Source organism: Pseudomonas sp. S3_E10, assembly GCF_054667615.1.
The window spans coordinates 819,830-845,769 of record NZ_CP162743.1 but is presented as its reverse complement, the minus strand read 5'-3'; the positions used below and the strand labels follow the sequence as shown (position 1 = coordinate 845,769).

Genomic DNA, 25,940 nt, shown 5'->3' with positions numbered 1-25,940 from the left:
TGAGATCGCCAGGGAGTGGGCTCACCCTAACCGCGCAGCCGCCCGCGCCGTGATCTCACCGCGCACCCTGCGCGATTCCACCGTGCGTTTCTTCGCTTCTTCCAGCACATGCGCCGGTGCCGTGTGCGGGCTGCCGGCATCGAACGGCGGCGCCGGCGCATATTCGATCTGCAACTGCACCAATTGCGCCGCCGCTTCGCTGTACAACTCTGCCGCCAGGACCAGCGCAAAATCGATACCTGCGGTGATGCCGCCACCGGTAAACAGGTTACCGTCGCGCACCACGCGCTCCTGCACCGGGATGGCGCCGAGCGGGGCGAGCATGTCGTGGTAGGCCCAGTGGGTGGTGGCCTTGCGACCGCGCAGCAAACCCGCCGCGCCGAGGACCAGCGAACCGGTGCACACCGACGTCACGTAGCGCGCGGTCTGCGCCTGTGCCTTGAGGAAGTCTAGCGTGTGCGGGTCTTCCATCAACGCGCCGACGCCTGCGCCGCCTGGCACGCAGAGCACATCCAGACCCGGGCATTCGGCATACGTCGTGGTCGGGGTGAACGCCAACCCGGTGCTGGAAACGACCGGCGCGAGGTCTTTCCACACCAAGTGAAGTTTCACATCCGGCAGCGAGCCCAGTACGTCATAGGGGCCGGTCAGGTCCAGTTGCTGGATGCCGGGAAACACTACAAAGCCGATCTGCAAGGTCATCAATGCTGCTCCGATAAAGGGGTGGACGGCTTCACTCTAGAGGCCTAGGCTTTGGCGAATACGCCATTGGGCCCACAAATCACGCCAATCATGCCCAGAATCGTCCATGTCCTCGCTTTTGATAACGCCCAAGTGCTTGATGTGACCGGGCCGTTGCAGGTCTTCGCCTGCGCCAACGACTTGGCCCGGCAGCGCAACTTGCCGTTGCCGTACGCCGTCTCGGTGATTGCCGCGCAAACCGAACCGGTGATGACTTCCGCCGGGCTGGCGTTGGTCGCCGAGCCGCTGCCCGCCGCCGAGGCGCCTTGCGACACGCTGGTGATCGCTGGCGGCTGGGGGGTATACGGCGCCGCCGAAGACCTCGCGCTGGTCGACTGGGTACGCGAAAAAGCCCGGCACACCCGGCGCATGACGTCGGTGTGTACGGGCGCGTTTCTGCTGGCCGCCAGCGGCGTGCTCGACGGTTGCCGCGTGGCCACCCACTGGACGCGCTGCGAAGAGTTGGCGCGCAAGTTTCCCGCGCTGACGGTCGAGCCCAACCCGATCTTTATCCGGCAGGGCGCCGTGTGGACCTCCGCCGGTGTGACCGCCGGCATCGACCTGTGCCTGGCCCTGGTGGAAGAAGACCTCGGCGGCGCGGTCGCGCTGGAGGTGGCGCGGCACCTGGTAGTGTTTCTCAAGCGCCCTGGCGGGCAGTCGCAGTTCAGCGTCACGCTGTCCCTGCAAAAAAGCGACAGCCGCTTTGCCGAACTCCATGCATGGATGGCCGAAAACCTCACCCTGGACCTGAACATCGCAACCCTGGCCGCCCAGGTCGGCATGAGTGAGCGCAGTTTTGTGCGCCATTACCGCGCCGAGACCGGTCAGACCCCGGCGCGTGCCGTCGAGCTGATCCGCGTCGAAACGGCTCGTCGACAACTGGCCGACAGCAACGCGTCAATCAAGCGCATCGCCGTGCAATGCGGTTTTGGCTGCGAAGAAACACTGCGCCGCAGTTTCCTGCGGGCCTTGTCGGTGACGCCCCAGGCTTATCGCGAACGCTTTTCGCCGGTGTCGTAGGCAAGCAGCTCCAGCAGCGCGTCGAGGGTGGCTTGCGGCGCTTCCTGCGGGATATTGTGGCCCACGCCGGGCAGCACCCGGCGCCGGTAAAAGCCGCTGAAAAGCCCTACATCCTCGTCCTGTTGCGACGGCGGGCCCACGCCGTCATCTGCGCCGAACAAGGCAATGCTCGGCACCGAAATCGGCGGTTGTTCTGCGAGTTTCTCTTCGATGAACGCCAGCGCCGGGTCGCCGGGTGCGTACATGAAACGGTGGCGGTAAGAGTGAATCACCACCTCGACAAAATCCGGGTTGTCGAACGAAGGCGCGGTCTGGTCATACAGCAGCGGTCCCTCGGCCCAGGAGGGCGACCACAACGACCACAACAGCTTGCACAGCGCGCGCCGGTTGGCGGTCAAACCGTCCACGCCACGCGGGGTGTGGAAGTAGTATTGGTACCACAACCGATGTTCCGTCTCCGGCGGCCGCGGCTTGAGCGACTTGGCAATGTCCTGAATGTTGTAGCCATCCCCCGTCACCAAGCCGCGCACGCGTTCCGGCCATAGCGCGGCAACGATACACGCGGCGCGCCCGCCCCAGTCGTAGCCGGCCAACGTCGCTTGCGTGATGGCCAACTCATCCATGAAGTCCAGCAGATCCTTGGCCAGCGCCGCCTGTTGTCCGGAGCGCATCACCCGGTCATCGATAAACCGCGTGGGTCCATACCCGCGCAGGTAGGGCACCAGCACCCGGTAGCCGCGCTCGCCAAGCACGGGCGCGATCGCGTCGTAGCTGCGAGGGTCGTAGGGAAAACCATGCAGCAGGATCACCGGTTCACCGTCGTCAGGCCCGTGGGTCTCGTAGGCGATGTCGAGCATGCGGGTTCGTACGTTTTTCAGGGTTGCCACACGGTTTTCTCCCCACTCAATTTGCGATCCAGAAACGTTGCCGCACTGATCAACGCCAGATGACTCAACGCTTGCGGCGTATTGCCCAAATGCCGCGCCTGGCTGTCGAACTCTTCGGCATACAACCCCAATGGGTTGGCATAGCGCAACAGCTGCTCGAACTCCAGATGAGCTTTCTCCACCTGCCCGGCGCGGGCCAGGCATTCGACGTACCAGAACGAGCACGCGGCGAATGCACCTTCGGTGCCTTGCAGGCCGTCGATCTGGCTGTCGTCGTTACGGTATCGGTACACCATGCCGTCGCGCACCAGGCTTTTCTGAATCGCCTCCAGCGTGCTCAACCAGCGCGGGTCGGTGGCCGCGACGAAGCGCACCAGCGGCATCAGCAACATCGAACCGTCGAGTGCGGTGCCGCCGATATGCTGCACAAAATGCCCGCGTTCTTCGTTCCAGAAGTTGCTCCAGATGTCAGCGTAGATCGCTTGACGGGTCTGGTCCCACCGCGCGAACGGCGCCGGCAGTGAGCGCTTGGACGCCAGGCGGATCGCGCGGTCAAGTGCCACCCAGCACATCAGCCGCGAGTGCAGGAAGTGATGCTGCTCGCCCCGCATTTCCCAGATGCCCACGTCCTGCTGGTTCCAGATTTCGCAGACCTGGTCGACGACTTCCACCACGTGCTTCCAGCCCTCATGGGAAATGGCCTCGCCGTACTTGTTGACCAAGTACACCGCGTCCATCAACTCGCCATAAATATCCAGCTGGATCTGGTCGACCGCCTCGTTGCCGATGCGCACCGGCCTGGCGCCCCCGTGACCGCTGAGGTGCTCCAGGTGTATTTCGGGCAGCTCCCGACGGCCGTCGATACCGTAGAGGATGTTGATCTTGAGCGGTTGGCCGCGGCAGTCGCTGACCCGGCCCCTGAGCCAGCGCATATACGCATTGGCCTCGTCGACAAAGCCCAGGCGCATAAAGGCGTAGACGGTAAACGAGGCGTCGCGGATCCAGGTATAGCGGTAGTCCCAGTTGCGTTCGCCGCCGGGTGATTCGGGCAGGCTGAACGTCGCCGCAGCGATGATCGCGCCGTGCTTGCGCGAGGTCAGCAGCTTGAGCGCCAGGGCCGAACGGTTGACCATTTCACGCCAGCGCCCGCGGTAGTTCGATTGGGCGATCCAGGCGCGCCAGAACTTCAATGTGTGGGCCAGCGCCAGGTCGGTGCAGCGGCTGTCGACCCGGCCATCGTCCTGGCCGCCGAGAACAAACGCGGCGTCTTCTTCCTGGCCCAGGGTAAAGCGGGCCACGGCGGCGTTATCCTCGATCCGCAGCGGCTGGCTGCTGGACAAGCGCAAGCCGGGCTGGCCCTCGGCGTTGAAGCACACCGCGGCGTGATCGAGGCTGGCGTGGGTGGCCGCGCGTGCATAGTCATGGCACACGGCGCAGCGCAGGTGAAAATGGGCCGTGCCGCTGACCACGCGCACCCGCCGAATCAGCAGGGGCAGGTCGTCGACGTCTTCGCTGATGGCCAACAGGTCGGTGATTTCCACCACGGCCTCATCGCTCAGCCAGCGGGTTTGCAGCACGTTGGTGTCGGGTAGGTAGATTTGCTCGCGGCGGGCGTTGGGCAGGTCCGGAGTCAGCTGGAAAATGCCCGCGTCCGGGGTGTCGAGCAGCGCGCAAAAGATCGACGGGCTGTCGAATTCCGGCCAGCAGAAAAAGTCGATGCTGCCTGTATCGTTGACCAGCGCGGCGCTGCGCATGTCGCCGATGATGCCGTGAGCGTCGATGGCACTTTGGGGTTCGTTCTTCAACTCAACCATTGTCACGAAACTCCGGATAAAGGCTCATGCCGCCATCGATGAACAGGGTGCTGCCGACCACATAATCGGACGCATCGCTGGCCAGCCACACCACCGCATTGGCCACGTCTTGCACATCGCCGACGCGGCCATAGGGAATCAGCTTCAGCAGTTCTTGCTGCGCGGCACCCTCGGTGGCTACCCGGTTGATCGCCGTGCGAATGGCCCCGGGCGCGATACCGTTGATGCGGATGCGCTGTGCGCTGACTTCCTGAGCGAGGGTGCGCATCAGCATGTCCACACCGCCTTTGGACGCGGCGTAATTCACATGCCCGGCCCATGGGATCAGTTGATGCACCGAGCTCATGTGGATGATCTTGCCGGCGGCCCGTGACACGCCTTCGCGGATGCCCTGGCGCTTGAAAATGCGCACGGCGGCCCGGGCGCAGAGGAACTGACCGGTGAGGTTGACGCCGATCACGCTGTTCCAGTCGTCAAGGGTCATGTCGACCACGGCGGCGTCCTTTTGCATGCCGGAGTTGGCCACCAGGATGTCCAGGTGGCCAAAGGCCTCAAGCGTCTTGGCAAACAGCCGCTCTACATCGGCTTCCTGGGACACGTCGGCGCCGATTGCAATCGCCCGGCCGCCATTGGCGTTGATCTGCGCCGCGAGGGCTTCAGCCGGCGCTGCCTGGCGGTTGTAATTGAGCACCACGGCCGCGCCGGCCTGAGCCAGGGCCTTGGCCGCGCCGGCGCCGATGCCTGAACTGGCGCCCGTCACCAAGGCCACTTGTTGCTCCAGCGAGATATGCATTGCCACCCAGCCTTTTAATTCGTGAGTTCAATCAGCTGACTGGCGCTGCGCAATGGAAGTTCAGCGCTGTGATTTTGACGACTACAACCATGGTGGTAAATGGAATAAAAGAACTATAAAAAATAACCATAAGATACTAAAAAACCGCTCAAAAGCGTTTGACAGGATTTTTACCCGCGTGTCTTATAGGCACACCTCAACCCGCTCCGCTGGTAGTTCGGAAGTCATGCGGAGTCACCTATAAGAGATGCCTATGTGTTTATCGGCAGTTATAGGGGAACTACCAGAGCAGGGGGCAACACGGTTGCCTAAGTTAGTGATCTTCGATTGCGACGGCGTACTCGTTCAAAGTGAAGAAATCACCCTGTCTGTATTGATCTCCCTGCTTAATGCTCACGTGCATGACGGCAAGACACTGGAAAGTGCGTATTTTATTGAACACTTCCGTGGGCGCAGGATTGCCGAGTGTTTACGTGAAGCCGAGCAGTTATTGAATATTGGTTTGAGTCGTGAGTTCGAAGAAGATTTTCGGGCGCAGGCATTGGCCGCTTTGACGCTTGAGTTGAAAGCGACCGATGGCATCCTGGAGGTATTGGAGCAACTGACGATTCCCTACTGTGTCGCCTCCAGCGCGCCGCGCAAGAAGATAGAACATTGTTTGCAACTGGTGGGGCTGCTTCCTTATTTCGAAGGGCGAATATTCAGTTGTTATGAATTGGGACGTTGGAAGCCCGACCCGTTAGTGTTTTTAACCGCCTGTGCAACTTACAACGTGGCGGTCGCCGATGCGCGGGTGATTGAAGACAGTGTGACCGGTATTCAAGCCGCGCGCGCGGCCAATATAAAAGTCCTGGGTTTTGGCCCGGTGCATCGGCATGCGAAGTTGGCCGAGGCGGGGGCGTTACCGTTTGCCGATATGCGTGAACTACTGACTATTATTTGATCCACCCACTCAAGGAGCACGCATTGTGGGCACACAGGGTTATCTGGAACGGCTTAAACATAACGATCAATGTTCCGAGGTGTGGTGGGATTCATCGCCGGTGATCTACGCGCCTTATAAAAAACATTTGTTGGATAAATACCCGGCCGCACTGGCGCATATCGAGCAATTGATGCCGGATGATATTTCGCAGCCCAGAGGGTTCAGCAGCGTCACCACCAACCCTCGGTTGGTGACGGCGGCGCTCCTGGATAAGCGCGAATACTGGTCCTCGCGCTTCAGCCTGGCCAGCCTGACGCCTGCCGAGTTGCGCAAAAAGCTCTACAACGAGGTGATCCTCGAAGGGGCTGCGGCACTCACACCGCTGTGGGTGCATTCAGCTCAGGCCGACGGCTGGATCAGTGCGCAGGTCGACCCCTCGGACGTGCGCTGCAGCGAGCGCATGACCACCCGTGGCTTGGAACTGCATCGCCTGGCCGCGAATGTCATGGTCAAAGTACCCGGCAGCCTGGAGGGAGTCGCGACGGTCGAGCAACTGGTGGCCCAGGGCGTTTCTGTCAACGTCACGTTCTGCTTTACCGTCTCGCAGTTCCAGGCCGGTCTCCAGGCGATAGAACGGGGCATCGCCATGGCGCATAGCCAGGGTATCGACACCCGCCGTTGCAAGTACGTGATCACCTTTATGATCGGGCGTTTCGCCTGTCAGCCTGAGTTCACGTTGCAGGCCGCGGAACGCGGCCTGGTGCTGGGGCCGGAGGAGCTGCGGTGGGCCGAACTGTTGATTTACCAGCAGATACAAACCTTGGTGGCTGCGTCGAAAGTGCCGGTCAAGACCCTGCTTTCCAGCATCAAGGTCGATGTCGACGCGCGTGGTCACAAGCACTGCTGGCACCTGGAAAAAACCGGGCTGACAGCCACCTGCTACACGCTGACCCCGGATGTGGTGGAGTTTCTGATCGAACGTGAAAGCCACGGCAAACCCGTGGTCCCCGCCAGCGAACCCTGGCAGGCGCCGCCCGAGACGTTGGCAAAACTCATCCGTATTCCGTACTTCTGCGAAGCCTATTGGCGCGACGGCATCGACCCCTACGACTTCGGCAACCACGAAGCGTTTATCAACGCCTGCAACGAAGCCAACAGCGCGCACCGGCGTCTGATCGATTACTGCGTGCGCCTGTGCCCCGTGGCAAAGCCGTTCAGCCGCTCGCTCAATGCCGTCCTGGCCGCCGAATACGGGGTGTTGGCATGAACAAAATGGTCGGGTTATGGGCACACCCGCGCTCACGCTCCACGGTATTGGAGCGGGTGTTTATTGAGCGCGGGGATTTCGAAGTGTTTCACGAACCCTTCGCGCACATGGCGTTTTCCGAGGCGTCGGCGATCCCGTCGGATGAGTGGGACCACAGCGCGCCCACCACATATCAGGGCATCAAAGCGCAACTGCTTGAGGCTAAAGGGCGTGGCAATGTGTTCCACAAAGACATGTGCTACCACTGCCTGGATGATCTGAAAGTTGATCGCGAGTTCCTGGCGCAACAACACAATATTTTTATTATCCGTGAACCGGCCAGCAGCATTGTTTCCCATTATCGGGTTCACCCCGATATGCCGTTGCAAGCCATTGGGCATAAAGCCTTATACGAGATCTTTTGTGTCGTGACCGAACTCACGGGCAACGTGCCTTATGTGATTAACGCCGATGATCTTGCCGCCGAGCCCGAGCGAATAATTCGCTCATTGTGCGACTACTTGCACATAGAGTTCCTGCCCCATGCCATGACGTGGAAGCGTGAGTGCCCGCCACAATGGAAAACCTGGAGGCGTTGGCATGTGGCGGCGGAAAACAGCGAGCGCATTGTTTGCTCGGATCCACAACAGGTGGATATGGATATGCTCGAACGCTCTCCCAAACTTAAAGACCTGTACGAATACCATCGCCCCTTTTACGCGCGCATGAATGCATTTTGTCGATAAGGATTGTTTTATGAAAAAGTTGATTATTACCGGGGCGGCCAATGGAATTGGGCGGGCGACCTTGGAAAAGGCCATTCAACAAGGTTATTTCGTCATTGGCGTCGACAAGGACGGCGAAGGGCTAAATGCCTTGCAACGTATTCACGGCTCGCAAGTATTAGAGACACACGTCGCCGACTTTTCGGATAGCGCGGTGATCAAAGGTTTTATTCCAGCGCTGTACGAACGCCACGACACTATTTATGGCTTGGTCAATAATGCCGGGATTTATCACGGCAAAAGTGTCTATCACTACTCTGATGACGAAGTTGACGAGATCCTCAATGTAAACCTCAAGGCGCTGGTCTATCTCTCCAAAGACTTTGCCGAGCGGGAAATGCGCCACGAAGCGGCGCGCAGTATCGTCAATATCGCCTCGGTCGCCGGCGAAGTGGGCAGTTGCGATGCGTTGTACGGGGCCACCAAGGCGGCGGTGATCGGCCTGACCAAAGCCAATGCCTGGAATTTTGCGCCGTTCGTGCGGGTGAACGCGGTGTCGCCCGCGCTGATCCACGACACCGCCATCTACGACACCATCCCCGCCTACCGGCGCAACGAATATGCGCGCCAGGAGATTCTCAAGGACCCCATCCTGCCGGGCGGCGTCGCCGAGGTGATTTTGTTGTTGGTGGGCGATGCCATGCGCCATATCAGCGGCAGGGTTATCCCGGTGGACAACGGAGCCTACCCACGATGAACCCGCAGACCCCCAAGAAAAAACTGCTGCTGGTGGGCGCGGGCAACCTGTGCCTGCAAATCCTGAAGATCCTCGGGCCCAAAAATGCCTTCGAATTCGTGGTGCTGGGGCGCAACGAGGAATCGACCCTGCGCCTGTGCAACCTGGTGGCGCTGTCGTGTGCGCAATTGGGGCACGACATTGCGATCAAACCGGTGATCGCCGACCTGACGGATGTGAACAAGGTGACGCGGATCCTGCGTGAAGAGGCGCCGGATATGCTGGTCAACTGCGCGTCATTGCAGTCCTGGCGGGTCATCACCGGCTTGCCCAAGCGCGTGTTCGAGCAGCTCGATCAGGCCCAGTTCGGCCCTTGGCTGCCCATGCACCTCACGTTGATGCAGTACGTGATGCAGGCAGTGAAAGCCTCCGGCATCGTGACCACGACAATCAACGCGGCATTCCCGGATGCGGTCAATCCGATTCTGGCCAGGCTCGGCCTGGCGCCGGATATCGGCGTGGGCAACGTGGCTAACCTGATTCCTGCAGTACGTTTTGCCATTGCACGGCGATTGGAGTGTGCGCCTGCCGATGTGCAGGTGCAGCTGTATGCCCAGCACTATTTCAGCCATTACGTACCGCGCGGTGGTTTGCCGCCGCGTGCCAGTTATCGCTTGTTGTATGAGCAGCGAGGCCGCCCGGAGGCGGCACGCCTGCCGGCCGAGGCGATTTTCTCCACGGTCAAAACCGACTTCCGCCGCTTGGGTGGGGTCGATGGGCAGTTCCTCACCGCGTGCTCGGCCGTCACGGTGATCGAAGGGTTGTGCTCAGCCACGCCTGTGCTGGTGCATGCGCCCGGCCCGCTGGGGCTTCCGGGCGGCTATCCGGTGTGGCTGCACAACGGGCAGATCAAGGTGCAGTTCTCTGACGCCTGCCCGCAGGATGAGGCCGTGCGCATCAATAGCATCTGCCAGAGCCACGATGGCATCGACGAGATCCATTGCGATGGTTCGGTCACGTTCAACCCGCACTGCATGGCGGTGATGCAGGCGATGCTCGGGTACTCCAAAAAAACCATGTCCATCGAGCAGTCAGCCGAGTTCGCCCACGAGTTGGCGAGCAAGTACCAGTCTTTTCAGCATTCAACCTGGTAGGTGTGTAATGAGTCAGTTATCTCGCCACAAGCACAACGCAGTCGCCAGTTACTCCGCGCAATATTCCAAGAGTTTCGTGGAGCGCTGGGATGATTTGATCGACTGGGAAAAAAGAAAGGCCGGGGAGAACGGTTTCTTTGAGGACTTGCTCAAGGGGCACGGCGTGAAGTCGGTGATCGACGTCTCCACGGGCAGTGGTTTTCATGCGGTGCAGCTTAAACGGGCGGGCTTGGATGTGGTCGCCACGGATGGCAGCAGCACGATGCTGACCAAGGCTCGGGCGAATTTCAGAATGCATGGGTTGCAGATCCAATCCCATTACCGAGACTGGCTTTCCCTGGATCCGCAAGAACTGGGGCAGTTCGATGCGGTGGTTTGCCTGGGCAGCTCGCTGTGCCATGTGTTTGAGGCCCAAGCCCGGCGCAATGTGCTGGAAAAGTTCAGGGCATTGCTCAAGCCGGGTGGCTTGTTGGTTGTCGACCAACGCAACTTCTTCGCCATACGGGCCGGTCAATTCAAATCCAGCGGTAATTACTATTATTGCGGCACGCATGCGTCGGTCAGTTTGGGCGAGGTGCATGCCGATCTGTGTGAGTTCATCTACTCCTTTGATAACGCAGAAGAATACCGGCTGCAGGTGTATCCGCTGTTGCCGGGCGAGTTAAAGACCGAGGTGCTTGCGTCGGGGTTTTCGGAGCATCGCAGTTACGGTGATTTTCAGCCTGACTACGACATGATGCAGTGTGATTTTGTCATCCACACGGCGAGGAAAACGGCATGACCACTCTGCCCCAGAGCAGCGCCCGCCCAGTGGACAGTGTGGTGCTGGCGGTGGTGTTGACCGGTTTCGTGGCCAGCACCTACGGCTTTGGCGTTTACCTGTTCGCCAATCTCGTGGTGGATATGCGCCGCGACATCGGTTTTGGCTACACCACCGTAGGCCTGATCACCGGTGGCGCGCAGATCGGCTTCCTGTTGTTTTCATCGGTGACCAGCGTGATCAGCCGTTATGTCGAGGGCTGGAAAATCAGCCTGGTGTCGACGCTGATCACGTCCCTCGCGCTGCTGGGTCTGAGCGTCAGCAATAATGTCTGGCTGTCCGGTGCGCTGTTGATTTTGCTCGGGGGCTGTTCTGCCTCGGTGTACATCCCGCTGGCGGAGATCGTGGCCAAGGGCTTCAGCCCCGGTAATCGCTCGCGTGTCATGGGGCTGATTTCCAGTGGCACCAGCTACGGCGTGTTTATTAACGGCTTGCTTGTGTCGTTCCTGACCTTGCAGGGCGGCTGGCGTTCTATCTGGCTGACGGCGGGCCTGATATCGCTGGGCCTGTGTGCGCTGGCCTGGTACTTGTTGCGCACGATGGGAACGGGCGGTCCGTCGCGGGAGGGCTCGGTAACCTTGGACAACCGCACGCCCTGGCTGAGCCGCTCGTTGTACCTGACCTGGGCCATCGCCTTTCTCAATGGCATGGCGTTGTTGCCATTCCAGACCTACCTGGCGCCGTACCTGCGTGATGAATTGGGGGTGTCGGTGCAGGACGCCGGTTTTATCTGGACCACCATTGGCGCGGTGGGCATGGCCTCGGGCTTTCTGGTGGGGTGGATTGCCGACAAGGTCGGGGTGCGGGCGTCGCTGGCGATGTGTTTTTTAAGCGCCGGCCTGGCCGCCGCAGTGGTGTTCGGTTGCAACAGCCTCCCTTTGTTCTACGTGGCAGCGTTTTTGTTTGCCCTGGCGTTCTATCCCATCTTCGGGCTGGTCCCCAGCTATATCGGCCAGATCGTACCGGTCAGCCGTCTGACCCAGGCCTTTGGTATCGCCAACGTATTGATTGGCTTGGGCGGGGTGTGCGGCAACTTTCTGGGTGGGCTCTCCAAGGACCTGACCGGTTCGTTCTCCAGCGTGTACTGGGTGGTTGCCCTGTTGCTGTTCGTGCAATGCATGATGGTGTTCATGTTGGGTAGGCCGCCAGTGTCTGCACGTGCGTAAAACAAGGTAATGTGCGTCATCGCAGCATTACCGCGTTTTTCAGGAGCAGGCATGACGCATTTCACCGGCACTGCAAAATCGATTCGTTTGGTTGGCGGGGCCCGGGTATTGGACTTTATCAATACCACCAATGGCCGGCGCCCTGGCACTGCACTCAAGGTGATGGAAGAACGCCTCACCAGCTTTCAGTTCTTCTTTGAATGGGCCCAGCATGCCTCGCTGGTCTCTGCCCAGGAGTTCGATGCCTACAGCTCAATGGTGTTTGACTCGCCCATCTCGTACCAGCCGGACCTGGATGCCGTGATTGCGTTCAGGGAATGCCTGTACGCGGTGTTTCATCCGTTGTCCCTGGGCCAGGCCGCGCCCGCTGAGGTCTTGCAGCAGATCAACCTGACCTTCCAGCAAGGCGTCACCTGGCGCGTGCTGCACTCGGTGAACGGCATGCCGGCCTGGGCATGGAAACCTTGTACCAATGCCCAGGAACTGACGGCCCTGCTGATCGGGCGCCTGGCAATCGATGCGACGCAATTGCTGGTGTCGGGCGACCTTCGCGAACTCAAGATCTGCACCGCCACCGACTGCGATTGGATCTTCCTCGATAGCTCCAAGAACAAGCTGCGCAAATGGTGCCAGATGAGTGTGTGTGGTAGCCGGGAGAAGTTGAGTCGCCTTAAACAGGCGTTGTAGTTACATCACCGGGTCGGGCTCGACGGGTAGCAATTGCCCCACTTAATAGGAAGCATTACTATTCACGCCCGCCTCCCCGGTGCCTCCCGCAATGATCCCCCAGCCGCCCCGCAGAACAGGCTTTTTCGAGCACTACGAAGAGTTGATCGGGACCTGGACGCGCCGCCTGAAAAACCGCCAGCAGGCCGAAGACATTGCCCATGACACCTTCGTGCGGGTGCTCGAGTCCGCCTCCACCGAAGTGGTGCAACCGCGCGCCTATCTGCACCAGACCGCGCGAAATATCGCGGTGGACGCCTACCGCCGCGAAGACCGGCGCGAGGCAATTGCGCTGGAGGCCCTTGACCAGAGCCCGCTTAATAGTGGCGACCCCGAGCAGTTCATGCATGCGATCCAACTGGCAGACTCCGTTGAAAGGGCGTTGGCCGAGTTGCCGCTCACCTGTCGCAAGGTGTTTATCTGGCAGAAAATCGAGGGCCTCACTCAGCAGGAAATCGCCGAACGCCTGGGTTTGTCCAAGAATATGGTGGAAAAGTATATGATCCGCACCCTGCGGCATCTGCGTGATCGCTTGGACGCGATGGCCCCATGACCCAAGCTCGCTCTGAAACAGGACCTTCCATGATGGATAGCCGTGCCCGCGACGAAGCCGCGCAGTGGTTTGTACGCCTGCAAGAGGGCGAGCTGAGCCCCGACGAGCGCCAGCGCTTCGACGCCTGGCGTGCGGAGCAGCCCCAGAACCAATACGAGTTCGACGTGTTGCAAGGCATGTGGCGTGCCGCTGACCTGCTGCCTAAGGCCCGTTTGCAGGCGTTGTGCGAAGCCCCGGCCGAGCGCCCCAAACGCCGTGCGGCGTTGCGTTATGCCGTCGCGGCCAGCTTAGTTGCCGTGGCGCTGGGGTTGGGCCTGTTCAGCGGGCTCGAACACCCCAAGCCGTACAGCGCCGAATTCAGCACGCGCCTGGGCGAGCATCGCCAGGTGGCGTTGCCCGATGGCTCGGTGATGGATTTGAACAGTCGCAGCGTGGTCACGGTGCATTACGAAAAAGCCCGGCGCACTGTGGAACTCAAACAGGGCGAAGCGCTGTTCAGCGTCGAACATGACACCAGCCGACCTTTTGTGGTCGCCGCCGGGACCGGACAGGTAACCGTGACCGGCACACGCTTCGATGTGCGCCGCGATGAAGACCAGACCCGCGTGGCGGTCGAAACGGGTACGGTGAAGGTACAGGGCCGTTCGCCAAACGACGTGGTCACACTGACGGCGGGCCTGGGCACGCAAGTGGACGCAAAAGGCTTGGTGGCGGGGGCCTACACGGTAAATACCGAGGAACTGACAGCCTGGCGTAGCGGCAAGCTGGTGTTCACCAACGCAAGGCTGGCGGACGTGGTGCGTGAGGTGTCGCGTTATCGCGAGCAACCCCTGCGGGTCAGTACGCCTGGCGTGGGCAACCTGCGGTTAACCAGCGTATTCAAGGCCAACGACACCGACGCCTTGCTCAAGGCCTTGCCGCACATCCTGCCTGTCGCGGTGCGAGCACTGCCGGATGGCAGCCAGGAAATAATTTCACGCTGACATTCAGGTTTTTTCCGAGCTCTTCGTCTTCTCCTGCAACTGCAACTGGTTTGCATTAACAGCCGCTTACTTTTGCGCTCACAGGACTAGGCTCAACGTGAAAAAAACTGCCGTTCACAACAATAAAATCGCTTGCTGGGTCCCGCTGGCCCTGGCCCTTGCGGTCAGTGCCGCGATGCCTTGCGCCTTTGCTGGCGACGTTATCCATATCCAGGCCCAACCCCTCGGCGCGGCACTGAGCCAACTGGGCCAACAGACATCCCTGCAAGTGTTCTTCAGCCCGGACATGGTTGCGGGCAAACAGGCGCCTGCGGTAGACGGCAATCTTTCACCCGAACAAGCCTTGCACCAATTGCTGCAAGGCAGTGGCCTGGACTACCAGATCGACGCCGGCTCCGTGACCTTGCGCCCACTGAGCAGTGGCAGCGGTGACGTCGGCTCGCCCCTGGAGTTGGGGGCCACCGATATCAAAGTGGTGGGCGACTGGCTCGGCGATGCCAACGCCGAGCTGGTGCAGAACCACCCCGGCGCACGCACGGTGATCCGCCGCGAAGCCATGGTGGAGCAGGGCGCGATGAACGTCGGCGACGTGCTGCGCCGCGTGCCTGGCGTGCAGGTGCAAGAGTCCAACGGTACCGGTGGCAGCGATATTTCGCTCAATGTCGGTGTACGCGGGCTGACGTCTCGCTTGTCGCCACGCTCAACCGTATTGATCGACGGCGTGCCGGCTGCGTTTGCGCCGTATGGCCAACCGCAACTGTCGATGGCGCCGATTTCCGCGGGCAACCTGGACAGCATCGACGTGGTGCGTGGAGCCGGTTCCGTGCGTTACGGGCCACAAAACGTCGGGGGTGTGATCAACTTCGTCACTCGCGCGATCCCCGAGAAATTTTCCGGTGAAGTCGGCACCACGCTGCAAACCTCCGCCCACGGTGGCTGGAAGCATGTCGACAACGCCTTTATCGGTGGCACCGCAGACAACGGCATCGGCGTGGCGCTGCTGTACTCCGGGGTCAATGGCAATGGCTACCGCAACAGCAACAACGCCAACGATATAGACGACGTGATCTTCAAGACCCACTGGGCGCCGACCGATCAAGACGATTTTTCGCTGAACGTGCACTACTACGACGCCAGCGCCGACATGCCGGGTGGCTTGACACAGCGGCAGTTCGACGCCAACCCGTACCAATCGGTGCGCGACTGGGACAACTTCAGCGGCCGCCGCAAAGACGTGTCCTTCAAGTACATCCGCCAGATCGACGACCGGACCCAGGCTGAAGTGCTGACCTATTACTCCGACAGCTTCCGTGGCAGCAACATCGCCAACCGCGACGGCAAAACCCTCGGCTCCTACCCGCGTACCTATTACACCTTCGGCATCGAGCCGCGCGTGTCCCATGTATTTGACGTAGGCCCCAGCACCCAGGAAGTCAGCGTCGGTTATCGCTACCTCAAAGAAGGCATGCACGAGCAGGCCACCAGCCTGAACCTGGTCAACAACGTGCCGACACCAGGCGGTCAGAGCGACGGCCATGTGTATCAGGATCGCACGGGCGGCACCGAGGCCAACGCGTTCTATATCGATAACAAAGTGGACATCGGCAAGTGGACCATCACCCCCGGCATCCGCTTCGAAGATATTCGCACCGAATGGCACGACCGCCCCGTGGTCGCCTTGAACGGCACCCGTACCCAGGAAAAACACCGCGAGATTCACAACAACGAACCGTTGCCGGCCTTGAGCGTCATGTATCACCTGTCCGACGCCTGGAAACTGTTCGCCAACTACGAGACCTCGTTTGGCAGCCTGCAATACTTCCAGTTGGGGCAGGGCGGCACCGGCGACCAGACCGCCAACGGCCTGAACCCGGAAAAAGCCAAGACCTACGAGGTCGGCACCCGCTATAACGACAGCGTGTGGGGCGGTGAACTGACCTTCTTCTACATCGACTTCTCGGATGAGCTGCAATACGTCAGCAACGACGTGGGCTGGACCAACCTCGGTGCCACCAAGCACACCGGTATCGAAGCGTCGGCACACTATGATTTGTCGAACCTGGACCCACGCCTCGACGGCCTGACCACCAATGCCGGCTTCACCTATACCAAGGCCACGGCCGAAGGCGATGTGCCATTTAAAGGCCGCGACCTGCCGCTGTATTCCCGTGAAGTGGCGACCCTGGGCGTGCGCTACCACGTCAATCATTGGACCCATAACCTGGATGTATACGCCCAATCCGGCCAGCGGGCGCCGGGCACCACCAGCACCTACGTCACCCAAGGCACGGCGGACGGCCAGTTCGGTGATATCCAGGGGTATGTCTCCGTCAACGTGCGCAGTGGCTATGACTTTGGCCAGCAGCTATCGAATCTGAAGGTTGGGGTAGGGGTGAAAAACCTATTTGACCAGCAGCACTACACCCGTTCCAGCGACAACAACGCCGGGTTGTACCTGGGCGAGCCTCGTACGTTCTTTGTACAGGCCAGCGTAGGCTTCTGACCTATAACCCTTGGGAAAATCGCAGCGCCACAACGGGCTGCGATTTTTTTTGCCTGTTTCCTACAGCCCCACACCGCGTATCAGCGTGGGATCAGGAACCGATTCCGACACAAACGCCACACAGGGGTAGCTGAAAATCGCGCCCACTGTAATGGAGAAAGCCATGTCGGTATCGTCTCTCGATACACCTGTATCCAACCCCTTGCCCCCTGAGCGTGTGCAGGCCAACGCCACTGCACAGCCCGAGGCCAAAGCCAGCCGTCCTGGGTTGTCCACGTTGTCCTTCAATGGTCAACACGCCGCAAACGTCAACTTCTCCCCCCTGGCAAATCCGAGCGGCCCGGTATTCGGCAGGCATCCAGCGCCGGCACTGCATCACGGCCATGCCGGTCACAGCGCACATCCCCACGGCACTCCTGCGCCGACGAGCGTTATGCATCAATTCAGCCATTGGATGAGCCAATGGTGGGGTGGGCAGCGCCCGCCTGTGCATCCGGGTTGCGGCAGTGCGCCACCCAGGCCGATGCCGGGTGATTGCGCCCCCGCCAGGCCACATCCGGTTGGCGGCAGGCCTTACCCGTCGCCCTCGTACGGCATTGATCCTGGGTACGCAAACAAGAGCAGAGAGCAGTTGGCCCAGCAGTTGCTGGACAACTTCGACGCCTTCAAGGATCGCGGGAACGCCGGTTATGTCAGCGTCAACAGCATTCGCGAAATGGCCAAAAAAGGCTGGTCACATGACCCCGTCATGAATCAGAACATCCGCTTGGCCAAAGAGTTGCTGCGGCGCCCGGAGCTGGTGGATGCCATCGACCGGCATCGCTCCACGGGGGCGTTGGATGGCCTGATCAACCGGCAAAAACTGGGCATGGTCATCAGCGACACGAACTTCTTCAAATACAACTCAGACAAGCAACTGGCCCAGGAGATGCTTGAACATTTCGATGCCTTGAAGGGCAGGGGGTGGGGGCGAGACCTGAAACTCAGCGATCTGCGAGCGCTGGCGGGCCAGAGCCTGACGGGCGACTCGCCCAAGAGTCACCTGATCCAGTTGGCCCGGGAAATCCTCAGACGCGGTGATGTCTTGAAAACCATGGACAACCTCGCGGGGCGTGATAATGACGGTCGAATCAGCCGCAAAGCGCTTCTGTTGCTGTCTCGCTGACCGCAACCCAGGCGCCGCAACCCCAGGGCGGCGCCTGCCTTTGTTGTGTCAGGAACTGCTTACGCCGGTTCGCCACATAGGTGATATCCATCGGCTTTGATCAGTCGGTCGCGTTCCAGATCCCGAGTGAGGGCCAAGCAATGACTTCAACCTCGTTTCATTCCCAGCACGGCTGCCATGAATGCTTTCGCGGTGCCCACATTGCCGAACCGGTTGTGTCCACCATTGACCGTGCTGAACAGGAGCTACCGATCGTGTCGAATGTGCATGCCGTCGAAGCCCGACGAATGAAGACCTTCGAGGGCCAACGCAAATTCCAGGCACCTGTCGCGGATGACTTTTCCCGGGCCATGCTCGCCATTGAACACATGGCAAGTGACGATGGGCGGCCACCCAAACACACCGGGCTGATCAGCAGCCTCACGGCCTGGTGGCGTCGCTGACAGTGGCAGCCACCTGACCTGCTCGCCACGTTTTTACATGCTGTCATGGGTATCCGTCGATCATCTGGAACCGGCGTCCCCACCCAACCACTTATGAGGGGCTTGCCTGGGTGGAGTCCATTCGATTTTTTTGGCCGCCGCGGTGGCGATCATCGGGCAGGTATGTATCGGAAAAGTTGGAGAGAAACCCATGACAATCGAGGGTGCATTACCTCACGTTCGACCCCTGGCCCTCGACGGGCCAGCGTTACGACCCACGGCGCCAGCACCGGTCACCGCCACTGAAACCTGGCTCGACGACGGCCCTGAGCGCCCGGCCTTCGAACCACGCAGGCCGCGGCTGCTGCGCGGGACCTTGTCGGTGCTGCACCACCGGGCGTTGCAGAACTTGCCTGCTGAGCGGGCCAATCTTTCCCCGCCGGGTGCAACGTCCACCGACAACCAATTGACCACGGCCCTTGAAAAAGCCTTTGGCCTGCTGCACCCGTTCCTGAACGACGGGCGTTTGACCCAGTCGTCATTACAACGGATTACCGCCGCACCTACGGGTGAAAGTGAAGCGCTGGGTCGAACGATCCAAGTGGTCTGCGAAATTCTCAAGCGTCCGCGGCTCAACGATGCAATCGTGAGCCGCGACGGTGATATCACACGGGACAGTCTCAGGGCCGCGGCCCGAGCCCTGCAGGGCAACAGCTCGCCAAACGTTTTCAGCCAGGATCCGTTTCATGCCAGCAGCAACGCCCAGGTGGTCCACGCGCTGCAAGGTCAGTTTGAGCAATTGAGAGACAAGGCACACGATCGGACGTTTCTCTTCGAGCATCATCAGTACGTCGAAATTGCCGCGCTCAAGGCCGTCATGCAGGACCCTTATGCTGTTGACCGAGAGGGCGCCCCGGTGCTGGACCCGTCCACCGGTATGCCCAGGCCCAAATACAGCGAGTTCTGCGTCTACACGGCAAAGAACATTCTTGAGCGCCCCGGTTTACTCCCCGCACTGGAGCGTGCAAATGCGGGTCGATTGTTTGGTCCACCGCAAAAGGACGGCTGGCTCAGCAACAAAAGCCTCGACCGCTGGCTGGAGCAGGACGAGGCTCACAAGGCGCGCTGATGGCCAGGCTTACACCCTGAGGATTTTGCCACTGATGGCCACACCCGCCAGCAACACTGCGATCAGTACGAAGGCCGTGCTCAGGCTGCTACCGTGGGCGACAAAGCCGATCACCGCGGGGCCTGCGAGAATTCCGGCATACCCCAAGGTGGTGATGGCGGGCACTGCAATATGTTCCGGCATGACGGTTTGCTTGCCGACGGCGGTGTAGAGCACCGGCACGATATTCGAGCAGCCGGCGCCAACCAGTGCATAACCCAGCAGCGCGGTTTCCCACGCTGGTAACAAGGTCGCCAGTAACAAGCCGGCAGTTGCCAGTGCACCGCCGATCACGATCACCCGAGTCGCGCCAAGGCGCCGCACGATGGCGTCACCGGTCAGCCTTCCTGCGGTCATGGTCAGTGCAAAAGCCGCATAACCGAGGCCTGCGTAGGCCTCATCAAGCCCGCGTTCGGCACTGAGGAACACCGCGCTCCAGTCCAACACCGCCCCTTCGGCCAAAAACACGATGAAACACAGGCACCCTATAAACAGCACCACGCCATGGGGAATCGCAAACGCCGGGCCCGAACTTTCACTGCCGTAGGGCAGCAAATGCGGCCCGGCCTTGAGCAGCGCAACGGCCATGACGATGATCACGACGAAGGTTGCCTGCAACGGTGACATGCCCAGCCCCAGCAACCCGGCAACCCCTGCCGCGCCGACAATACCGCCCAGGCTGAACAACCCGTGGAAGCCCGACATCATGGTCTTGCCGCTGGCCCGTTCAACGATCACCGCCTGCAAGTTCACTGTGGAGTCCACCGTGCCCAGGCCCGCGCCGAACAGGAACAAGCTGGCGATCAGCAACGGAACCGAACTGACCGTCGCCAGCATCGGCAAGGCCAGGCAGATCATGATCGTACCGGCGGTCAGTACACGCCGGCAGCCGTAACGTGAGGCCAATGCGCCTGCCGCGGGCATCGCGATGATCGAACCTACACCCAGGCACAACAGCAGCAGGCCCAGCGTGCCCTCATTCAGTTGCGCACGCGCTTTGGCATACGGCACCAGCGGGGCCCAGGCAGCAATGCCGAAGCCGGCGATGAAAAATGCGATACGCGTCGACATTTGCTCCAGCCGCCCGGGAACCACAGGCGCTGAGGTGGGAATGGCAGTCATGAAAAGTCCTTGGTTTTGCGTTCTACGAACGATGTCCGGCGCGACATCCTTGCACATCAGGCCTTGGCGAGCGAGCCAGGGTTCCCTTGGGATGACTGTCGATGAATTTTATTTGTACAAACCGGGAACGCGATTGGCCTTGAGCATCACATAGAGGTGGTCGAGTTCGCAGGAGGCGTTCTGGAAGGTGCGTAATCCCCGCGAGAGTCGGTGAACCCCGGGGGTCTTACGGTGGATTGCCACCTTCCAGGCCGCTTCACAAAAAAACCGCGTTGTGTAATACGCTGCTTGGCCAGCATGTAGGCAACCGAACGGACGAACCGATGAAAGTTTTCAGGCGGGCAGCGCCATGACCCTGTTCTATGACGCACGAGGCAACATTTATGGGGTGGTCAGCCCAGTCTTTCTAAGGAGCCGAGGCATCAAGGTGCCCGAAAGTGCTTCTCTGGCCGCAGCTGCCCGCAGCGTGTGGGCCGAGTCGGCCATTGCCTCCGAATGCGGTTGGGGGGTGCGCCCGGTCGGCGCCAAGGTGCATCGCTGTGATGGTTTGTTGGTCGGGCCTTTTCAGACCGAGCCGCCGTTTGACCTGTTGATCGTCAACACCGACGGCACCCTGGCCGAGCGCAGCGGTAACGGTTTGACGATTTTTGCCCAGGCGCTCACCGACCAGGGTTTGATGACTGCAGCCTGTGAACTGCGGGTCCATCATGACAAGGCCGACGCGGCATCGCCGGTGGCGACTCGGGTTGAACCGGCGGTATATGAGCAGGTCGACGGGTTCTGGCTGGACCTGGGTTTGCCCGCGTTCGGGCCGTCTGCCGTGGGCGCGCAAGGGGTTGATCCAGCCTTTCTGGGCGGCACCGAACTGAACCGTGTGAATGCGCTGGCGGCGATCAATCCGCACTGGGCTCACAGCCAGTTTGTGCGGGTGGGTAATCCTCACTGTGTCACCTTGGTCGAACAGCTTTCAGCATTGCCGGAGAACCTGCAGATGCACCAGCCAACCCTGTTCGAACCACTGCGGGCGATTGCCTTTGCGCCTCCGGCGGGAGCCGGCCAACCTTGTGCAGCCGGGATCAATTTGCAGTGGGCCGCCAGGCAATCCGGTAACCGGGTTGTCGCACGCGTGTTCGAACGGGGAGAGGGGCCTACCGCGTCTTCCGGAACCAGCGCCAGCGCAGTGGCTGTTGCAGCGTGGCGTGCGGGCTGGGTCGAGGGCGGCGAAGTTGCGGTGGTGATGCCAGGTGGCACCGCGCCGGTGCGCTTGCATACGCAGGCCGGCACATTGCTAAACGTCAGTCTGTTCGGGACTGCCCGCCGTCAGGCATGAGGTTTTATGTGCGGCTGATACCTTGGCTGGGTGTCAGCTGTTTCGTAATGAGTTAGATATTTAGTTGTAAGTTTTTGTAGGGTATTTCTTATATTTAAAAATTAGTTAATGCCTCGTTTTATTATTTTGTAAAAGATACTTCTATCTCCGTTGTACGAAACTTCTTTTTTATTTTTAAGCGGCCGATTTTTACCTGAAATCGCTAAGCTTCAGTGCGCTCAGGTGCTTTTTCTCGGTCATTCATTCGCTGTATGGCCGAGGGGAAGTATTTCAATTCAGCAATAAAAAAGATGGCGGGTAACAACGGATGGTTAACGCGTTTGTTTCGTCACGTTTCAACTTTATCGTTCCAGGAATAGAGACAGACTTTCAGGTGCTTGCGTTTAAAGGCCACGAGGTCATCGATCAACCGTTTTTCATTCAGGTGCAGGTGCTCAGTGAGAACCCCAGCCTGGACCTGGAAGCACTGCTTCATCAACCCGCCTATCTCGATTTTGGCGAAGGGGCAGAGGGGCTGCACGGGCAGGTTTACGCGATCGGCCGCGATGACCCCGGGCGCCGACTCACCCGGTATCGCCTGACGCTGGCACCGCGCCTGGCCAACCTGGCTCATCGGCGTGACCAGCGGATTTTCCAGCAACGCAGCGTGCCCCAGATCATCGCGGCAGTCCTTGAACACCACGGCATCCTGGCCGACGCCTACGTGTTCGAACTAGGCCCGGTGGTTTATCCGCCGCGTACGTTTTGCGTGCAATACGCGGAAACCGATCTGCATTTCATCCAACGGCTGTGCGCGGAGGAGGGTATTCATTACCACTTCCGCCACAGCGACGACGCGCATGTACTGGTGTTTGGCGATGACCAGACCGTATTTCGCCGCTTGCCCTTGCAGCGTTACTCACCTGTCGGAGGGCCGGCGGCCGAAACGCAGGTTATCCAGCGTTTCGATGTGCGCCTGGCCACGCGCAGCCGGCAAACGGTGCGACGCGATCATGATTTCGAGCATCCTTCCCTGCGCTTGCAGGACACGGCAGGCGACGCTTCGATACAGCCTCTTGAAGACTACCACTACCCCGCAGGTTTCAAGGGCCGTGCAAGGGGCGGGCGCCTGGCTCGCAGGGGGCTCGAGCGCCATCAGAGCGACCGCCATCGAGCATTGGGCAGAAGCGATCTCCCGGCGCTGCGCAGCGGGCATTTCCTGGAATTGCGCGATCACCCGGACCCATCCTGCAATGACCTGTGGTTGATTACCTCGGTACGTCACGAGGGGTATCAGCCCCAGGTGCTGGAGGAGGCGACAGGTGAGGTTGAAGGGTTCCAGGGGTATCGCAATCGCTTCAAGGCGACACCCTGGCGCGCGACCTATCGACCGCCCCTCAACCACCCCAAGCCGACCATCAATGGCAGCCAGACCGCAACGGTAACCGGGCCTGCCGGTGAAGAGGTGCATTGCGACGCGTATGGCCGGGTCAAGGTGCGCTTTCACTGGGACCGGCTGGACAAGTCCGATGACAAAAGCAGTTGCTGGATACGGGTGGCGTCCAGTTGGGCTGGTGACGGGTTTGGCGCAACGGTGATCCCGCGGGTGGGCATGGAAGTGTTGGTGACATTCCTGGAAGGCGACCCGGACCAACCGTTGATCAACGGATGCCTACCCAATGCCTCGCATCTTCCCACCTACCCCTTGCCGCAGCACAAGACCCGCAGCGTCCTGCGTAGCCGCAGCACCTTGGGCGGCGATGGTTGCAATGAGTTGTACCTGGAAGACCGCCACGGTGAAGAGCTCATCTACTTGAGGGCCCAACGAGACTTGGAACAACAGGTGGGCCATGACAGCCGCCTGGAGGTGGCGGGGGCGCGGCGGGAAATCATTCGCGGCTTGAGCACGGTTCACCTGGAAAACGACGAGCATCGCCATGTCAGCGGAGATCGCACGGTGGTTCTGCGGGCTAACGATCACCTGGATGTGCAGGGCGACAGCCGTACGTATGTGGGGCAGACCGTGGAAGTTGAAGCCGGCCAGCAGATTCACCTCAAGGCCGGTGCCCGGCTGGTGATCGACGCAGGCGCACAACTGAGCTTCATGGCCGGTGGAGAGCACCTGGTTATCCAGGCGGGGGGTATTTTTTGCAGTCGCCCTATCACCCTCGGCGGTGCGCCGTGTGCAACCTCATCAACAAGTGTTCCATCGGCGGTCGAGGGGCCGAAAGTCGCCGCCGCACAAGGCGCCATCATGACCTTGGCCAGGCAACTGGGCGCGGACTTCTGCCCTGTTTGTGAGCGCTGCCGCGAAGGGCTGTGCGAGCTCAGTGAAAGGGTAGCCTGATGAACAACCTTCCAAACCAATGGATGGCCCAACAACAACAGGCGGGACGCTGGCTGTGCCTGGTGCTTGAGGGCGATAACGCGGCACGCCAACCCATGATGGCCACCCGCGAGTTATCAGGGTATTGCAACGTTTACGCGCAAACGCCGCTGGCGGAAATGGTCATGGCGGGCCCGGTGATCCTGCTGCTGGATCAGGTGAACGAAGCGGCGCTGCGTGATCTGTTAACGCAGCCGGAAACGAATTGGGGCTGGCTGGGCAGCCTGCCAACCGCTGACTTGACGGCCGTGACTCGCCACTGGCGTAACCGGATGCTGCTCGGGTCGCCAGGTAACCAGTCGCTGTACCGCTTTCACGACAATCGCACGCTGGCACGTGCAGTGGCTTATTTGCCATTGGAGCATCGGCCGGCCTTCCTCGGCCCATTGCTCAGCGTGTGCTACTGGCACGAAGACCGCTGGCACACTGCCGATAATCCCGCTCCAGACGAGTACCCGGTGCCCGATCCCGCCCCTTGGCTGAACACGCCCAACCCAAACGCCGGCGCCATTCTGCACGCCAATATCCTGCGCTACCTGCTGGCTGAACACAGTGAAGACCTGGTTGTGCTGGTCGAGTCTCAAGACCCCAAAGTCTGGTTGACCCACGTGTTGGAACAGGCTCGCGCCTGGCAATGGACCCGGCCCGAACAATTGGAATTTTTAGTCGTACGCAGGTTGGAAGAGGCTACGCGCAGCAGTGTGATTTGCTGGCAGCCAAAGGTTGGCGAAACCCCCGAAGATCATTTCGAACGAGTGGTGCGGCAGTGGTGTTTGATGGAGAACAAGGATGAATAGACAAGTTTTAGGCGTGCTGTTTGCACTGGGTATCACCGGGCTTTTTGGGTGCGTGGGGCGGCCGGTTGACAGCTTCACGCTGGAGGTGGATTTGCCGGCGAATTTTAAACTCAAAACTGCCGCCAATTACCGACCAGCGACCGGGGAAACGTGCACCTTGCCACAGCGTCGAGGCAAGAGGCCTGAGCGCAAGGTATTTTTTACCGATTACACACCAGTGGCCCATCGGCTGAGTTATCAACTGCCGCTGACGGAAACTGTCAATGGATGCCCGTTGGTATTGCGAGGGGTGGAGTTCGATGTATATGCGAAGTGGGGGAGTCGCGATTCAGATCTTGACGGGGATCTGGGCAGTATCGCAATTTTGGATCGCTCCGATATCCATTCATCGGAAATGCCAGATTCAGGTGTTCAGCAGTTGCCTGGGCAGTGTCAGTGGTTATTTCGGACGGTGGGGCCCAAGCAGGCAATCATAAAACTTCTTAAATGCAATTCGCTGGACGCCTTGGGCCAACTGCAAAAAACACCCATTGGTGGTTTGGCGCAACGAGATCAGCTAGCGGGGAAAACCCTCAGGATGGCGCTGAGGGTAATTGATGAGGAGGCGCCCGCTATCGACGATAACTGGGTAGCCGTTCCGGATGGTTGGAAGCGCTGCAAAGGGAAAAGCTTCGAAGACCCGTACGCTTTCTGCAACGGTAATGTCACCGACTTTAAACCTATAAAAATGCCGGATGGTCGCACCTGCGAGGTTTATCCATCCTGCAAGTAAAAAGGAG

General features: G+C 60.2%; 24 protein-coding genes. 19 read left to right on the top strand and 5 right to left on the bottom strand.

The genetic code is table 11. The features are described from left to right. Positions 1-21: 21 nt before the first annotated feature. Complete coding sequence (locus tag AB4N98_RS03490) at positions 22-702, bottom strand: DJ-1/PfpI family protein (protein ID WP_065876521.1); 681 nt, start codon at positions 700-702, stop codon at positions 22-24. Between the two features lie 90 nt (positions 703-792). On the opposite strand from AB4N98_RS03490, the gene AB4N98_RS03485 reads away from it, so the two are divergent. Further along, on the top strand, positions 793-1,761 hold the full coding sequence (locus tag AB4N98_RS03485) for a GlxA family transcriptional regulator (protein WP_137220468.1): 969 nt from the start codon (positions 793-795) through the stop codon (positions 1,759-1,761). Here the strand turns inward: AB4N98_RS03485 and AB4N98_RS03480 are convergent. The 3 genes from AB4N98_RS03480 to AB4N98_RS03470 are packed head-to-tail and all read right to left on the bottom strand — an operon-like array spanning position 1,731 to position 5,255. Further along, positions 1,731-2,618: an alpha/beta fold hydrolase gene (locus tag AB4N98_RS03480; protein WP_050553982.1), complete on the bottom strand. Its 888-nt coding sequence runs from the start codon at positions 2,616-2,618 to the stop codon at positions 1,731-1,733. The genes AB4N98_RS03485 and AB4N98_RS03480 overlap by 31 nt on opposite strands. 17 nt (positions 2,619-2,635) lie before the next feature. Next, entirely contained in the window at positions 2,636-4,462 is a 1,827-nt protein-coding gene (locus AB4N98_RS03475) for a glycoside hydrolase family 15 protein (protein WP_017526722.1), read from the bottom strand. Further along, positions 4,455-5,255: a glucose 1-dehydrogenase gene (locus AB4N98_RS03470; RefSeq protein ID WP_065876522.1), complete on the bottom strand. Its 801-nt coding sequence runs from the start codon at positions 5,253-5,255 to the stop codon at positions 4,455-4,457. The genes AB4N98_RS03475 and AB4N98_RS03470 overlap by 8 nt, the downstream gene beginning before the upstream one ends. Positions 5,256-5,508: 253 nt before the next feature. Between AB4N98_RS03470 and AB4N98_RS03465 the strand changes: the two genes are divergently transcribed. From AB4N98_RS03465 to AB4N98_RS03400, 14 genes are all read left to right on the top strand, one after another. Continuing rightward, a complete protein-coding gene (locus tag AB4N98_RS03465) occupies positions 5,509-6,198 on the top strand; it encodes an HAD family hydrolase (protein ID WP_068931623.1) in 690 nt (229 codons plus the stop codon). Positions 6,199-6,223: 25 nt separating this feature from the next. Beyond that, positions 6,224-7,447, top strand: coding sequence for a transaldolase family protein (locus tag AB4N98_RS03460; RefSeq protein WP_217856060.1), 1,224 nt, complete (start codon positions 6,224-6,226; stop codon positions 7,445-7,447). Then, positions 7,444-8,172, top strand: coding sequence for a sulfotransferase-like domain-containing protein (locus AB4N98_RS03455; protein ID WP_026067171.1), 729 nt, complete (start codon positions 7,444-7,446; stop codon positions 8,170-8,172). Before AB4N98_RS03460 ends, AB4N98_RS03455 begins: the two co-directional genes overlap by 4 nt. A 10-nt stretch (positions 8,173-8,182) precedes the next feature. Continuing rightward, positions 8,183-8,908 carry an SDR family NAD(P)-dependent oxidoreductase gene (locus AB4N98_RS03450; protein WP_017526727.1) on the top strand — a complete coding sequence of 242 codons (726 nt, stop codon included), beginning with the start codon at positions 8,183-8,185 and terminating at the stop codon, positions 8,906-8,908. After that, the gene (locus AB4N98_RS03445; protein WP_065876524.1) at positions 8,905-10,041 is read left to right on the top strand and encodes a Rossmann-fold NAD(P)-binding domain-containing protein; all 1,137 of its coding nucleotides are present in this window, start codon (positions 8,905-8,907) and stop codon (positions 10,039-10,041) included. The genes AB4N98_RS03450 and AB4N98_RS03445 overlap by 4 nt, the downstream gene beginning before the upstream one ends. Before the next feature lie 7 nt (positions 10,042-10,048). Beyond that, a complete protein-coding gene (locus tag AB4N98_RS03440) occupies positions 10,049-10,822 on the top strand; it encodes a class I SAM-dependent methyltransferase (protein WP_065876525.1) in 774 nt (257 codons plus the stop codon). Then, positions 10,819-12,027 carry an MFS transporter gene (locus AB4N98_RS03435; RefSeq protein ID WP_017526730.1) on the top strand — a complete coding sequence of 403 codons (1,209 nt, stop codon included), beginning with the start codon at positions 10,819-10,821 and terminating at the stop codon, positions 12,025-12,027. The genes AB4N98_RS03440 and AB4N98_RS03435 overlap by 4 nt, the downstream gene beginning before the upstream one ends. A gap of 51 nt (positions 12,028-12,078) precedes the next feature. After that, the gene (locus AB4N98_RS03430; protein WP_017526731.1) at positions 12,079-12,714 is read left to right on the top strand and encodes a CGNR zinc finger domain-containing protein; all 636 of its coding nucleotides are present in this window, start codon (positions 12,079-12,081) and stop codon (positions 12,712-12,714) included. 91 nt (positions 12,715-12,805) lie between these two features. Next, positions 12,806-13,306, top strand: coding sequence for a sigma-70 family RNA polymerase sigma factor (locus AB4N98_RS03425; RefSeq protein WP_065876526.1), 501 nt, complete (start codon positions 12,806-12,808; stop codon positions 13,304-13,306). 29 nt (positions 13,307-13,335) lie between these two features. Beyond that, complete coding sequence (locus AB4N98_RS03420) at positions 13,336-14,289, top strand: FecR family protein (protein WP_460149257.1); 954 nt, start codon at positions 13,336-13,338, stop codon at positions 14,287-14,289. A 97-nt stretch (positions 14,290-14,386) separates the two neighbouring features. After that, positions 14,387-16,792: a TonB-dependent siderophore receptor gene (locus AB4N98_RS03415; RefSeq protein ID WP_267864579.1), complete on the top strand. Its 2,406-nt coding sequence runs from the start codon at positions 14,387-14,389 to the stop codon at positions 16,790-16,792. A gap of 163 nt (positions 16,793-16,955) precedes the next feature. After that, positions 16,956-17,957 (top strand): type III secretion effector protein, encoded by a 1,002-nt coding sequence (locus tag AB4N98_RS03410; protein ID WP_116079848.1) that lies wholly within the window; start codon positions 16,956-16,958, stop codon positions 17,955-17,957. A 140-nt stretch (positions 17,958-18,097) separates the two neighbouring features. Then, positions 18,098-18,400 (top strand): hypothetical protein, encoded by a 303-nt coding sequence (locus AB4N98_RS03405; RefSeq protein ID WP_065876529.1) that lies wholly within the window; start codon positions 18,098-18,100, stop codon positions 18,398-18,400. Positions 18,401-18,590: 190 nt separating this feature from the next. Continuing rightward, positions 18,591-19,508, top strand: coding sequence for a type III secretion protein (locus tag AB4N98_RS03400; protein WP_460149256.1), 918 nt, complete (start codon positions 18,591-18,593; stop codon positions 19,506-19,508). A 9-nt stretch (positions 19,509-19,517) separates the two neighbouring features. Here AB4N98_RS03400 and AB4N98_RS03395 read toward each other — a convergent pair whose 3' ends face one another. Further along, positions 19,518-20,669, bottom strand: a complete 1,152-nt coding sequence (locus AB4N98_RS03395) for an MFS transporter (RefSeq protein ID WP_017526738.1) — start codon at positions 20,667-20,669, stop codon at positions 19,518-19,520. 349 nt (positions 20,670-21,018) lie between these two features. On the opposite strand from AB4N98_RS03395, the gene AB4N98_RS03390 reads away from it, so the two are divergent. The 4 genes from AB4N98_RS03390 to AB4N98_RS03375 all read left to right on the top strand — a co-directional run bounded on the left by AB4N98_RS03390 (position 21,019) and on the right by AB4N98_RS03375 (position 25,933). Beyond that, complete coding sequence (locus tag AB4N98_RS03390) at positions 21,019-21,999, top strand: diaminopimelate epimerase (protein ID WP_137220465.1); 981 nt, start codon at positions 21,019-21,021, stop codon at positions 21,997-21,999. Between the two features lie 307 nt (positions 22,000-22,306). After that, complete coding sequence (tssI, locus tag AB4N98_RS03385; protein ID WP_065876531.1) at positions 22,307-24,325, top strand: type VI secretion system tip protein TssI/VgrG; 2,019 nt, start codon at positions 22,307-22,309, stop codon at positions 24,323-24,325. Next, complete coding sequence (locus AB4N98_RS03380; protein WP_065876532.1) at positions 24,325-25,161, top strand: DUF4123 domain-containing protein; 837 nt, start codon at positions 24,325-24,327, stop codon at positions 25,159-25,161. Before tssI ends, AB4N98_RS03380 begins: the two co-directional genes overlap by 1 nt. Continuing rightward, positions 25,154-25,933, top strand: a complete 780-nt coding sequence (locus AB4N98_RS03375) for a hypothetical protein (RefSeq protein WP_217856066.1) — start codon at positions 25,154-25,156, stop codon at positions 25,931-25,933. Before AB4N98_RS03380 ends, AB4N98_RS03375 begins: the two co-directional genes overlap by 8 nt. Positions 25,934-25,940: the final 7 nt, after the last annotated feature.